General features: G+C 43.2%; 12 protein-coding genes. 5 read left to right on the top strand and 7 right to left on the bottom strand.

The annotated features are described in order from the left end of the window. Positions 1 to 3 precede the first annotated feature (3 nt). The 5 genes from A6K76_RS02045 (at position 4) to A6K76_RS02025 (ending at position 5,320) form a co-directional block, all read left to right on the top strand. Positions 4 to 1,101, top strand: coding sequence for an ABC transporter ATP-binding protein (locus tag A6K76_RS02045; RefSeq protein ID WP_066461584.1), 1,098 nt, complete (start codon positions 4 to 6; stop codon positions 1,099 to 1,101). Then, positions 1,091 to 1,894, top strand: coding sequence for an ABC transporter permease (locus tag A6K76_RS02040; protein WP_066461583.1), 804 nt, complete (start codon positions 1,091 to 1,093; stop codon positions 1,892 to 1,894). The genes A6K76_RS02045 and A6K76_RS02040 overlap by 11 nt, the downstream gene beginning before the upstream one ends. Further along, a complete protein-coding gene (locus tag A6K76_RS02035; protein ID WP_066461582.1) occupies positions 1,895 to 2,689 on the top strand; it encodes an ABC transporter permease in 795 nt (264 codons plus the stop codon). Positions 2,690 to 2,692: 3 nt separating this feature from the next. Continuing rightward, on the top strand, positions 2,693 to 3,769 hold the full coding sequence (locus A6K76_RS02030) for an ABC transporter substrate-binding protein (protein WP_066461580.1): 1,077 nt from the start codon (positions 2,693 to 2,695) through the stop codon (positions 3,767 to 3,769). Positions 3,770 to 4,138: 369 nt separating this feature from the next. Beyond that, on the top strand, positions 4,139 to 5,320 hold the full coding sequence (locus A6K76_RS02025; RefSeq protein WP_066461577.1) for an MFS transporter: 1,182 nt from the start codon (positions 4,139 to 4,141) through the stop codon (positions 5,318 to 5,320). 39 nt (positions 5,321 to 5,359) lie between these two features. Here the strand turns inward: A6K76_RS02025 and A6K76_RS02020 are convergent, their stop codons facing one another. The 7 genes from A6K76_RS02020 to A6K76_RS01985 form a co-directional block, all read right to left on the bottom strand. Then, positions 5,360 to 6,481, bottom strand: coding sequence for an N-acetyldiaminopimelate deacetylase (locus tag A6K76_RS02020; protein ID WP_211271720.1), 1,122 nt, complete (start codon positions 6,479 to 6,481; stop codon positions 5,360 to 5,362). 53 nt (positions 6,482 to 6,534) lie between these two features. Then, positions 6,535 to 7,251 (bottom strand): 2,3,4,5-tetrahydropyridine-2,6-dicarboxylate N-acetyltransferase, encoded by a 717-nt coding sequence (dapD, locus tag A6K76_RS02015; protein ID WP_066461575.1) that lies wholly within the window; start codon positions 7,249 to 7,251, stop codon positions 6,535 to 6,537. Positions 7,252 to 7,361: 110 nt separating this feature from the next. Next, on the bottom strand, positions 7,362 to 8,249 hold the full coding sequence (locus A6K76_RS02010; RefSeq protein WP_066461574.1) for a transcriptional regulator CcpC: 888 nt from the start codon (positions 8,247 to 8,249) through the stop codon (positions 7,362 to 7,364). A gap of 98 nt (positions 8,250 to 8,347) precedes the next feature. After that, positions 8,348 to 8,800 (bottom strand): cyclic-di-AMP-binding protein CbpB, encoded by a 453-nt coding sequence (gene cbpB / locus A6K76_RS02005; RefSeq protein ID WP_066461571.1) that lies wholly within the window; start codon positions 8,798 to 8,800, stop codon positions 8,348 to 8,350. A 435-nt stretch (positions 8,801 to 9,235) separates the two neighbouring features. After that, entirely contained in the window at positions 9,236 to 11,329 is a 2,094-nt protein-coding gene (locus A6K76_RS01995; RefSeq protein WP_083995193.1) for an RNA degradosome polyphosphate kinase, read from the bottom strand. Between the two features lie 77 nt (positions 11,330 to 11,406). Beyond that, complete coding sequence (locus tag A6K76_RS01990) at positions 11,407 to 12,951, bottom strand: Ppx/GppA phosphatase family protein (protein ID WP_066461565.1); 1,545 nt, start codon at positions 12,949 to 12,951, stop codon at positions 11,407 to 11,409. A gap of 209 nt (positions 12,952 to 13,160) precedes the next feature. Then, entirely contained in the window at positions 13,161 to 14,063 is a 903-nt protein-coding gene (locus tag A6K76_RS01985; protein WP_066461563.1) for a chemotaxis protein, read from the bottom strand. Positions 14,064 to 14,103 lie beyond the last annotated feature (40 nt).

The following is a 14,103-nucleotide window of genomic DNA, read 5'->3' as shown; positions in this document are numbered from 1 at the left end:
CGCATGACAAACGATACGATTATTCGCTTTGAAAATGTCACAAAATCTTACAACAGCAGCACGACTGTGTTAAAAGGCGTTAGTTTTGAGCTAGAGCGTGGCAAGTTTTATACGTTACTTGGTCCATCTGGCTGTGGCAAAACGACGATTTTACGCATTATTGCCGGATTTGAAACACCATCTACAGGAGATGTGTACTTTAACGACAAGCGTGTAAACGACGTGCCAGCTAACGAACGTCAAGTGAACACAGTATTCCAAGACTACGCATTATTCCCGCATTTAAATGTCTTTGAAAACGTCGCATTCGGCTTACGCATTAAAAAAGTAAAGGAAGCTGAAATTAAAGAGCGCGTTGCAGAGGCGTTAAAGTTCGTTAACTTATCAGGCTACGAATCACGTGAAATGAACGAAATGTCAGGCGGTCAACGTCAGCGTGTGGCGATCGCACGTGCGATTGTGAACGACCCCGAAGTCATTTTACTAGACGAGCCGTTATCAGCGCTTGATTTAAAGCTACGTACCGAAATGCAGTATGAGCTGCGCGAATTGCAGCAGCGCCTCGGCAAAACGTTTATTTTCGTTACGCATGACCAAGAGGAAGCGCTAGCGATGAGCGATGAAATTTTTGTCTTAAACGAAGGAAACATTCAGCAATCCGGCACACCAGTAGACATTTACGACGAGCCGATCAACCGCTTCGTTGCAGACTTTATCGGAGAATCAAACATCGTAGAAGGCACGATGATTGAAGATTATAAAGTGAAATTTGCAGGCAAAGTGTTCGACTGTGTAGATGGCGGGATTAAGCCGAACGAAAAAATCGATGTTGTCATTCGCCCTGAAGATTTACACGTAACGACGGTAGAAGCTGGGAAAATTTCAGTGCGCGTCGATACGCAGCTATTCCGCGGTGTCCATTATGAGCTTTCGACGTACGATCAAGATGGCAACGAATGGCTCGTCCATTCATTAAAGCAGGCTGAAGTTGGTGCACAAGTAGGCCTAGATTTCGAACCAGAAGCAATCCACATTATGCGTTTAAACGAAACAGAAGAAGAGTTCGACGCGCGCATTGAGGCATATACGGATGAAGTTTAAGTCTAAAGCGGCGCTCATTCCATATTTATTTTGGATCGCCCTCTTCGTCATCGCACCAATCGGGTTAATTGCGTACTACTCGCTGCTCGATTTAAACGGAGACTTTACGCTTGCGAACTACAAAAACTTCTTTACATCAGCGTACTTAACGATGACGCTAACGAGCTTTTGGTACGCATTTTTAATTACGTTTTTCACGTTACTCATTTCGTATCCAACCGCGTACTTTTTAACGAAAACGAAGCATAAGCAGCTTTGGCTCATGCTCATCATCATTCCGTCATGGATTAACTTACTGCTTAAAACGTACGCATTCATCGGCATTTTCGGCTTAAGTGGTCCAGTGAACGCGATGATTGAAGTGTTCGGCTTTGATCCGACACAAATTTTATTTACAGATTTTAGTTTTATTTTCGTAGCGGTATATATTTTCATTCCGTTTATGATTATTCCAATTTTTAATGCGCTTGATGAGATGAACCCGTCACTTATTTACGCCGCACGCGATTTAGGAGCATCAGCGTTTACAACGTTCCGCCGCGTCATTTTCCCGCTGACAATTGAAGGTGTGAAATCAGGTATTCAAGTAACGTTCATTCCAGCGCTATCGCTATTTATGATTACGCGTTTAATCGCCGGGAACAAAGTGATTACGCTCGGTACAGCAATCGAGCAACAATTCCTTGTCGCACAAAACTGGGGCATGGGTTCAACGATTGCGGTGTTCTTAATTTTAATTATGTTCGCGAGCATGCTGTTTACACGCACGAAGAAAAAAGGAGGTCGAGCATAAATGCGTTCAACATTATCAACGTCAGCTAAAGTTTATTTAGCGCTCGTGTTTGTCATTTTATATGCGCCGATTTTCTATTTAATTTTCTTCTCGTTCAATAGCGGCGGCACGATGAACTCGTTTGAAGGATTTACGCTTGAGCATTACAAGGCGGTATTTGACGACAATCGTTTGCTCATCATTTTAATTAACACGGTCATTGTCGCGTTATTATCTGCGCTATTTTCAACGATTATCGGTACGCTCGGTGCGGTCGGGATCGTATCACTGCGCAACAAAAAAATGCGCAATACGCTACTATCACTTAACAACATTTTAATTGTTAGCCCAGACGTAGTTATCGGGGCAAGCTTTTTAATTTTATTCACGATGGTTGGCGTGAAGCTCGGCTTTACATCAGTGCTTATTTCACATATCGCATTTAGTATTCCAATCGTCGTATTAATGGTTTTACCAAAAATGCTCGAGATGAATACGAACTTAATTGATGCAGCACTCGACTTAGGTGCAACGCGTCGTGACGTATTAACGCGCGTCATTCTTCCGTACATTAAACCAGGTATTTTTGCCGGCTTCTTCATGGCGTTAACGTACTCACTTGATGACTTCGCCGTAACATTTTTCGTAACCGGTAATGGCTTTAGTACGTTATCCGTTGAAATTTACTCAATGGCACGCGCCGGTATTTCACTAACGGTAAATGCGATTTCAGGATTAGTGTTTATCGTGACGATTGCCATTGTCATTGGCTATTACTACTTCATGAGTCGCTCAAAAAAAACGAAGGAGGCGTAAACGATGAAATCTTTAATTAACGTAACAATTAGCATTTTAGTCGTTTGCGGGCTTCTATGGTTTGCGACGATTAAGCTTGATGCCTCTAGCTCTGCTGGTGGCGAAGGAATTTTAACAGTATACAACTGGGGCGAATATATCGACCCAGAGCTTATTACACAGTTTGAAGAAGAAACCGGCATTACCGTTATTTACGAAACGTTCGACTCAAACGAAGCGATGTTAACGAAAGTGCGTCAAGGCGGCTCAGCGTACGATATCGCTGTACCGTCTGAATATACGATTGAAACGATGGTCGAAGAGGATTTGTTATATGAAATTGACCACGCGAAATTGCCGAACTTACAAAACATCGACAGCTACTATTTAGATTTGCCGTTTGACCCGAAAAACAAATATTCAATTCCGTACTTTTGGGGAACAGTCGGTGTCGTATTTAATCCAAACGACATTCCAGAGCACTTAACGTTTGAAACGTGGGAGCATTTATGGGACCCAGCATTAAAGGATAAAGTATTTTTAGTCGACGGCTCACGCGAAGTAATGGGCATGGGCTTAAACAGCTTAGGCTACTCGCTCAACTCGCGCGATGATGCCGAGCTACGTGAAGCGACAGAGCGTTTAAAATCGTTAAACGGTAACGTGAAAGCGATTATCGGTGACGAGGTAACACCGCTGATGATCAATAACGAAGCGACCGTTGCTGTAACGTTCTCAGGGCAAGCTGCGGACATGATGTGGGAAAACGAGGAGCTAGATTTCGCTGTACCACAAGAAGGATCGAACTTATGGTTTGATAACATGGTCATTCCGAAAACAGCACAAAACATTGAAGGTGCGCACCAATTTATTAACTTCATGCTCGACGCAGAAGTGGCCGCACAAAACGCGGACTACGTAGGCTATTCAACGCCAAACAGCGCGGCGATGGAGCTGCTTGATGAAGAAGTTGTAACAGATGAGCGCTTCTACCCACCAGTGGAAATGCGCGACAACTTAGAAGTGTACGAAAACTTAGGGCTTGAAATGCTCGGTACGTACAATGAGTATTTTTTAGAGTTTAAAATGTCGTTGCAATAGTATAAATGACAGGAGGTGTGCTACAAGTCGAATGACTGTAGCACGCCTCCTTTTCATTTTCAAAATTCCGCCAAAAGTCTGAATATGTTTCGTTCAAGAGAGTGCAATCGCATCTGCGCATCTGATATGTTAGACTTTATTAAACTAGTTCTTTATCGAAAATAATGATGAAACGTATTTTGTTGCTCGAAGCAAGAGGCGGACTCCTGCGGGAACAGCTCGCGTCGAAAGACCCCGCAGGAGCGTAGCGACGAGGAGGCTTGAGCCGAGCCCGCGGAAAGCCTGCCTCGACAGCGCAGAGCAACCGTACGTAAGAATGGAGAACTATTGTGCTAACAGTTATTACATAACATAGAAAGAAGGACTTTCATGGGACAACATAAATTTGTATTCGCCGTCTTAATGTTCGCGATGTTTATTACGATGGCGGGTGTCGGCATTATGGTACCGGTTATGCCGACATATTTAGAAATATTCGGTGTTGGCGGTACTGTTCTTGGCTTTTTAATTGCTAGCTTTGCGCTTGCGCAGTTTTTATTTTCACCAATTGCAGGCGATTTATCCGATCGTCACGGTCGTAAAATTTTCATCGTCGTCGGCTTAGTCGTTTACGGCGTCGCACAATACATTTTCGGCTACGCAACAGAAATTTGGATGCTGTTTGCGTCTCGCTTTTTAAGTGGCTTCGGTGCAGCATTTATTGCCGCTCCTGTTATGGCATACGTGGCGGACATTACGTTGCCACAAGAGCGCGGCAAAGGAATGGGCTTAATCGGAGCGTCCATGTCACTCGGCTTTATGATTGGACCTGGATTTGGCGGCTTTTTATCAAACGTTAACATCCATTTCCCGTTTTTATTATCAGGCTCACTTGCACTTGCAACGGCAGCGATTGCGCTATTTGCACTACCGAACATTAAGCCGCAAGTAAACCCGCAAGCTGTGCGCGAAAACTTATGGCAGCAGCTTACACGTTCAACGCAAACACCGTATTTCGTACTGCTCATCGTCGTGTTCACGTTTAGCTTCGGCATCGCAAACTTCCAAGGCACACTTGCCCTACTGCTTGCCGATAAGTTTAGCTATACAGCGAACGACATCGCCATTATTTTAACGATTGGTGGCTTTATCGGCGTTATTTTACAAACGTTCGTCATCGGCAAGCTGTTTAAACGCTTTGGTGAGATGAACGTCATTTTAGTCAATTTATTAGTCGCTGCGGCGATGATGTTACTAACGATTTTTGTAAGTGGCTTTTTCCTTATTACCGTTGTCGCAACGCTATTCTCAATTGCGACGACGTTCATTCGTCCTGCAGTAAACACGCTCATTTCAAAAATGGCAGGTATGCAACAAGGGTACGCCTCTGGTATGAACAACGCATTCATGAGCTTAGGGACGATGTTTGGTCCAGCACTTGCAGGTATACTGTACGACTGGAATATGAATAGTCCGTACATTTTCGGTGCAATCATTCTCGTACTATGCTTCTTCCTCGCATACGCTTGGCAAAAAAAGCAACCGAAAGACAACTCAATGAACGCTTCATAACGTAAGCAAGGCTGTGCGAACATTCGCACAGCCTTGTTTTTATAATGACGTTAAAAATGCATGCACAAAATCGGCATTGACGTGTAATAGCGCCTCGTCTGGCAACATCTTCTCATGATGCAAGCCGTACGCTGTATTCGCCCCTGTCCAAAACAACGCCCCTGGAATGTCCTTTAAAAAATAACCGAAATCCTCGCCCGTCATCGCTGCTGGACAAGCATAAGCAGTCGTTCCGTCAAACTGCTCCGCAAATGCAAGAAGTGCCTCGGCGTAATGCGGCGTGTTGTTCACTTCATAATAGCTTGAGCCGTAATCGACATCGACTGTGCACTCAAAGCTTGCCGCAATACCCGTACAAATTGCTTCAATGCGTCGCTTCACCGCCTCCATCGTCTGTGGCGTCGTCGTACGAATCGTTCCTTCTAAACGCGCCGCTCCTGAAATGACATTTTGCACCGTGCCAGACGTCATTTTCCCAATTGTCACAACCGCACTATGCAGCGGATCAATGTTGCGTGAAACGATCGTTTGTAGTTGCAACAATACGTTCGCCGCAATGACTGACGCATCTTTCGTCTCGTGTGGAAATGCGGCATGCCCACCGACGCTCGTAATGTCGATATAGAGCTCTGACGTGTTCGCAAACAATAGCCCCGGTTTTGTTGCGATTGTGCCGACTGGATATTGCGGTGCGACGTGTGCGGCAAACATAACGTCCGGTAGTAAATCTGGTCGCTCCGTCTTTAACCATGCTAGCATCGGCTCTGCCCCACCTGGATTTTCTTCAGCTGGCTGAAAGTAAACGATAATGTTGTTTTTCGGTTGCTCGTTCGCCACACGTGCTAGCAAGCCGAGCGCAATCGTCATATGGCAGTCGTGCCCGCACGCATGCATAAAGCCGTCATGCGTCGATGCGTACGTCACACCTGTTTGCTCACGAATCGGCAACCCGTCCATATCGGCGCGCCAACCAATTGTTTTGATCGCGCCGTATCCTGTAACGCGTACAATGATGCCAGTTCGCCACGTCGTCACAGTGAGCCATTGCTGCGGCAGCTCGGCGATGCACTCAAGTAAATAGCGCTGCGTTTTCACTTCCGCAAAGCCCGCTTCTGGTATACTATGTAGCGCTTGTCGTATCGCAATTAAATCCATCGTCATTCCTCCACTCAAAAAAGACAAACTTCGCCACGCTGCGAAATTTGCCTCATTCGTTAAATTGTACGCAGTGCGTCAATAATTTCTGTTTTTGATTTTGTTTTGTCGTCCATTACTTTAATGACACGCGCTGGTACACCACCGACAACCGTGTACGGCTCAACGTCTTGAATAACGATTGCACCAGCTGCGACAACTGCCCCTTTACCGACACGTACACCTTCTAGCACGACCGCATTCGCTCCGATGACTACATCGTCTTCAATGACAACTGGTGTTGCCGATGCAGGCTCAACAACGCCAGCAAGCACCGTACCTGCCCCGATATGACAATTCGCTCCAACTGTTGCACGTCCGCCGAGTACAACACCCATATCGATCATCGTTTTCGCGCCAATTTCTGCGCCAATATTAATAATCGCCCCCATCATAATAACAGCTTGATCGCCAATTTCGACTTGATCACGAATAATTGCACCCGGCTCAATGCGCGCGTTCGTATGTATAACGTCTAATAACGGTACACCCGAGTTACGACGGTCGCTTTCAATTACTTGGTCGTGAATGATATCTGCGTGCTGCTGTAATGCACGTGCAACGTCCGCGTAATCACCAAACAACACGACGGAATGTTCTGAGCCAAAAACTTTTACATCTTCTCCCCAATTAGCCGCTAATACATGATGACCATTCACATATACTTTGACCGGTGTAACTTTTTTTGACGTGGCAATAAATTGAATAATTTGCTGTGCATTTAGTTTTGTACTCATAAACGACACCCCTTTATGATAATGTGCGAAAATACACGAAAATTCTCGATTCATCCCGCTTCTTCTCTCAGGACATCATTGTACTAAACATTTTTCATTTTTGCACGATTTTATTTCGTGTAGTCATACAAGCAACTTGCCCTATCTGTGACAACTTCGACAAACGCCTGCACCTGTGGCAATTCGAACGATGTTTCATAGCCAATGAGCCACGTATCACGGGTTAGCTCGCATTCGCTATCCCCTTTTGTAAGCGGAATTTTGTTTACTTTTTCCGTGTCACTTAACGTGATTGAGGGAAGAATGGCGTATCCGATACCATTTAGTGCCATTTGCTTACACGTTTCGATTTGATCAACAATTATTTGACGTTTCGGATTACCGTTAAATTGACGTTGCCACCATTGCTGAATTTCCTGATAATAGTTCGAATCGCTTTTAAACTGAATAAATGGGCGATCTGATTCAAGCACTTCCTCAATCGACGTAATTTCTGTATCCACTAAGTACATCATATCGCGAAATAGATGACGCTTATGCCCTTTCCAGTCCGATTGACCACGCACGATACCGATATGTGCATCACCTTCGTATAGCGCCTTAACGATTTCAGAGCTCCAGCCAGTCATAAGTGAAATTTTCGCTTCCGGATATTCCGTCACGAAATCCTTTAGTACTTTTGGCAGCCAATTTTGTCCGACAATCGATGCGCATGCAATTTTTAACGTGCCATGTACACGTGATGTTAACGCCTGCACCATTTCAAGCGTTTCTTCCTTGCGCATAATTGATTCGACCGCATATTGAATGACAATTTCGCCAGCAGGAGTTGCCGTTAATCCTTTTTGTGAACGTAAAAATAGCTGCGTCCCCCAGTCCTTCTCAATCGTTTGAAGACGCTGTGATAAAGCTGGCTGTGTTAAAAACAATCGCTCTGCTGCACGACGCATATTCCGTTCCTCTGATAACACTTTAATAATTTCCACTTCTGTTGCCATATGTCTCTTCCTTTCCATACATCGTGGTCGATTTCTCTATTTTACAATGGAAAACGAAAAAAAGATGCCCATTTCGGACATCTCCTCGTTTATTAGCATTACGCGTTTTGTTCTTGACGCGTATAAATATATTTTTTCAGTTGTTTTAAAATGACACGGCGCGTTAAAATCCCTTCGAATGTGCCTTCGCTATCGACGACACATAAAAAAGCATGATTGATGACTAAATCAAGCGCTCGCTGCAATGTATCACTCGTTCGTAATACACCATATTCCTTTGACATGACATCATCAACTTTAATGGATGCTAAACGCTCATATTCAATACGCTCCATGCCTAAAATTGCTTCTGTAATCATTTTTGTGCTTAACAACCCATGCAAACGGTATTTCGCATCTAACACTGGAATCGAAGAGTACCCCGTTTTCGTTAGTACAAGTAATGCATGCTCAGCACTATTGCCTGTCTGTACATGTGCTACTTTCTCAGATGATATGACGAAATCCATGACAGGTTGATCGAGAAACTGTCTTTTGTTAAGTGAAATCATATTGTCCCTACTCCTTTATGTTGCATCAAATGAATGCTGGTCGCTACTGTTATTCGTTTTCTCATGCCCCTAGTCGAATCGAGCTATACCGTTACTCATCTCATGCTAAATGGTATATAAAACGCATATTTAGTTGTTTACAATCGATTCTTTACTCGTACAACCTCATCATATCATAAATAAAAGCACTTTGAAAAAGACGGGCGCATGATTTTCCATTTTAAAGCCAAAAGTAGCACACCGAATGTATGCGCTTTCATTTTTGTGAAGTTGCTTAATAAATACATGATTTTTACGCTCCAAACACAAATTTTCAGCATCATTGCTACATTTTCACTACTGTCAACTAGCATGAAGCAAATGAGACACGCTAAAAAACGCATACAGCGCATCGCTTATATAAAAATAGCAATGCGCTGTAGCATAAAGTACTTATTAATCTAAATCGTCTTCACTAATCGCTACTGCGTTTAAAAATAGCTCCTGGCTGCTAATTAACTCTTTGCCGTTGCTGCGCTCTGGCTTATACGTGTACGTGCCGTCTGCGTGCTGAATGCGAGCTTTTGCCGTGTCACGTAGCTGTGCATTCACACTATCCATTACGCGCTCTTTAATATCTTGCTGATAAATTGGGAATAAAATTTCGACACGCTTGATCATGTTGCGCGTCATCATATCGGCACTTGATAAATAAATTTTTTCCTCGCCGTTATGGTGGAACCAATAAATGCGTGAGTGCTCTAAGAAGCGACCGACGATACTCGTTACTGTAATGTTATCGCTAATGCCTGGAATGCCTGGTCGTAAGCAGCAAATACCGCGAATAACTAAATCTACCTTAACCCCTGCAATCGATGCTTCAAATAGCTTCACCATAATTTCTTTATCCGTCAGTGAATTCATCTTCGCTTTAATGTGCCCGTTGCCATACTTTTTATGGCACTCGATTTCCTCGTCGATTAGACGAATGAATTCATTGCGAATGTCAAACGGTGCGACAACTAAATGATGGAACTTCGGTTTTTCTGTATAGCCGCTTAAATAGTTAAAGAAGTTCGTCGCATCGATCCCGATTTCTTTATTTGACGTAATGATGCCCATATCCGTATAAATTTTCGCTGTCGCATCGTTGTAATTGCCTGTTCCTAAATGTACGAAACGTTCAATTTCGCCTTGATGATGGCGCACGACAAGCGTAATTTTTGAGTGTGTTTTTAAATTGTTCATACCGTAAATGACAAGGCAGCCTGCTTGCTCTAGCTCGCGCGCCCAGTGCACGTTATTTTCCTCGTCAAAGCGTGCCTTTAACTCGACAAGTACCGTTACTTGCTTGCCATTTTCAGCCGCCATTTTTAACGCTTGAATAATCGGGGAATTGCCGCTTACTCGGTACAATGTTTGTTTAATCGCAAGCACGCTCGGATCCGTCGCCGCCTTCTCTACAAAGTCGATAATCGGTGCGAATGATTCGTACGGGTGGTGGAAAAATAAATCTTGTTGCAGCGCTTTTTCGAATAAATCTTCGTCTGACGATAAATCAGCAGGTGGTGGTGAAATGAAGCTTTCATATTCTAAATGCTCTAAGCCAACTGAAATATTTTTCACAAAGCCGAATAAAAACGTTAAATCAAGCGGCGCGTCAATTTTATATACGTCGTCGCGGTTAATTTCAAATTCATCTAGTAAATATTCAAGCACGTCATCGCTCATTTCACCTTTACGTACTTCTAAGCGGCTACCTGCGCCCCATTTACGTTTCTTTAACTCTTTTTCGATTTCAACGAGTAAATCTTGTGCGCCTTCTTCGTGAATCGTTAAATCAGCGTTACGTGTTAGGCGGAATGCTTGTGCTGATTTGACTGTGTAACCGAAGAACAATTTATCAATGTTCGCTGTAATAACGTCCTCTAGTAAAATATATTCCTTTTTTGAGCCGTCATTCGGTAGCTTAATGAAACGACCGAGTACAGATGGTGTTTGCACAATTGCGACACGCTCAATTTGCTCCACTGCATTTTTTTGCTCAAGCAGCACTAAAATGTTCAGCGTGCGACCAAGCAATGTCGGGAATGGTCGATAAGCGTCGACTGCAATCGGTGTTAATACTGGGAAAATTGTTTCTTCGAAGTAATGATTCACAAATGCTAGCTGCTCGTTCGTTAAATCTTTCATGCCACGCATAAATACGTCTGCTTTCGTTAATTCCTCGTTCATTAAGTATTCGTAAATATCCGCTTGGCGCTTCACTAAATCTTGTGTGCGTACAGCGATTTTCGCCAATTGCTCTTTTGCCGTTAAGCCTGATTTATTTTCTGGTTTATGGAAGCCCATACGTAATTGATCTTGAAGACCAGCTACGCGCACCATGAAAAACTCATCTAAGTTTGAGCTAAAAATCGCTAAAAACTTTAGACGTTCTAATAATGGATTACGCTCGTCTTCCGCTTCCTCTAGTACGCGCTCGTTAAACGCTAACCAGCTAAGCTCACGATTGTTGTAATACACCGGCTTTGAAATTTCCTCAAGCATTTCTTCATACGGTAAGCTCGCAAGTGGTGATACGTTGTGAGCTTGCGCTTGCACTTCTGTTAATTGTTGTTCTTGCGTCATTGTTGTCCCAACCCTTCTTCAATAAATTCAAGCTGCACTGGCATGCGTAACACACGTTCAATATGCTTTTTTTGGCGCTCTGCTGCATAGCTTTCTGCCGCTGCCTTTTGTGCTGTCGTAAAAATAATGTGCACATGCTCCTCATGCTTTTTCAGTTCAATATTTTTCACAATGCGTCGTTTCGATACGTTCAATGCAAAAATAAACTTTAAAATCGAGCCAAGCATGCGAATTTCTTTAATTTCCTCTTTTGTAAACCAATTGTTGTAGCGAACGAGCAACTGGTCCAGATGTCCTCTATTTTTGTACGATGCGATCAGCGCCATACGTACGCGCTCTACATGCGTAATGCCTGGAATCGCCTTGTTCGCAATTAAGTAAAACGTATGATGGCTCGCTGCATCTTGCTCGATAAACTCGCCGACGTTATACAATGGTGCTGCGCCACGAATAAATTCGAGTTCACGTTCCATGCGCAGTACACCGAACTCCTTGCACGTTTGCTTATATAATTCCGTCACTAAGTAGTCGATATATTGCTGCTCTGCTTCGCTGCGCCCGAAGCTAATCGCTAACTTTTTTGAGCTATCACCAAAAATATTGTATTTATTGTAGGCGTCTGGCGTTTCCTGCAAAATTTTATTAATGATGATTCCTTCTCGCAGCCCCTTTTTCGTAAACTGGTACGATGACGTATGTACGACATCCATCAACGTACGGAACACATCAAGTGCTGGCAAAATAATATCGGCACGGTCAATCGAAAGTCCTTCTAATCGGCTCAGTTCGTCAAACGATAAATCCCATAAAAATTGTGCGAGCTCATCCATCTCATCTTTTTTCATCTCGTATTGATGAACGTTTGATAACGGATATTTAATGCGCTGTTGATGAATTTGAGCGACGTTGCGCGCACTTCCACCGATACCGATGATCGGTAAATGGCGATCCACAATCCACGGCAACGATTCGAATTGTTCCTTTACGTAAGCAATGAGTGCTGCACGCTCATGTTCGGTCATTTTATCGCCTGCAATGAAGCGCTGTTTTAATGACACCGTGCCAAACGGGAAGCTATGTGTCTTTTGTAGCACTTTATTTTCGAACCACGTAATTTCAGTACTGCCGCCACCCATATCAATCGTAATCGCCGACGAAGTAGCCATCGAGTATGCTACGGCGACGAAGCCGAAATATGCCTCCTGCTCCTCCGATAAAATTTGTAGTTCAATGCCTGTTTCACGCAGCATCGTCTCGACAATTTCCTCACGATTTTGCGCCTGGCGTACTGCTGCTGTTGCCGCTGCATGCACTTGCTCAACGCCAAAATCTGCTAAAATTTGCTTGTAGTTTAGCAGCAGCTCCTTTAAAACCGCTACACCTTCTTCACTCATCATGCCAGCTTCGTCAACGTATGAACGTAAGCGTGCTACCTTTTTCATATTGGCAAGCTCATGTAACGTTCCTTGCTCGTCGTAATTATAAATAACAAGTCGTACCGTATTCGAACCAATGTCGATAATCGCTGTTCGTTTTTCCATTTTCCCAATCCACCTCATTTGATCCTTATTTATTATACGTGTTCTGTCACGACAAATTACAATTGACACGTAAATTTCACAAAACTTTACATTTTATCATTTATCATAACGAATTTCTTGTTCATAACCTACTTTAATGCAAGCTCTATACAAAAAGATGTAGAAAAAAAGCTGAATGACATTATATGCACATTCAGCTTTACCTATTATTATAAAATTAATTGATCGATTCGTAAAATAAGTTCTGCAATTTCTGGCTTACTAATTTGATCTTCAGCGCCTACTTCATCACCTTTATGACGTAAATCGTCTGTAATTAAGCTTGAGAAGATGATGACTGGAATAGCACTTAAGCGCGCGTTTGATTTCACTTGCTTCGTTAAATGGTGACCGTCCATTTGTGGCATTTCGATGTCCGTTACAATTAATTGTACTTCTTTCGTTACATCTTTACCTTCTGCAACTAATGACTCTAAATAATCAAGTGCATCGCGTCCATTTTCATAAAAGTCCACGTTCACATAACCAGCCTCATTTAACGTTTCAAATAAAAGCTTGCGCAGTAACGGTGAATCCTCTGCTACGACGATGCGCTTTTCTGAACGTTCACGCTCGCCTAGCTTGCGTACTTCCTCAATTTGAATGCCTGATTCTGGATTAATTTCGACCATAATGCGCTCGAAGTCTAACAATAAAATCATGCTGTTTTCTTGTTTAATAACACCGATTACTTGTGACGTACCGCCGTGATACATATCAGATGGCTTCTCGATTTGATTCCATGAAATACGGTGAATTTGCGTTACGTTATCGACGTGGAATACGACGCGCTGTTTATTAAATTCCGCTACAATATACTTTTGCTGTGGATTACGCTCTGTTGCTGGAATCCCTAACACTTGCAGCATATCAACCACAGGAAGTACTTCGCCGCGTAATTGAATAATTCCCTCAACATGTGGATGTGCGTGTGGAATAAATGTAACCGGCATTGGTTGAATAATTTCTTTTACTTTAATTACGTTAATGCCAAACTTATTATTCCCTACCTCAAACTCAACAATTTCTAACTCATTCGTGCCACTTTCTAGCAAAATACCTTTGTGATCCACGAGGCTCACTCCTTCCGAATTTAACCTTCATTCATACAAA

Source organism: Caryophanon latum (assembly GCF_001700325.1).
Taxonomy (GTDB): domain Bacteria; phylum Bacillota; class Bacilli; order Bacillales_A; family Planococcaceae; genus Caryophanon; species Caryophanon latum.
Note: the sequence above shows the minus strand (reverse complement) of the source record. Positions and strands in the feature narration are given on the sequence as shown.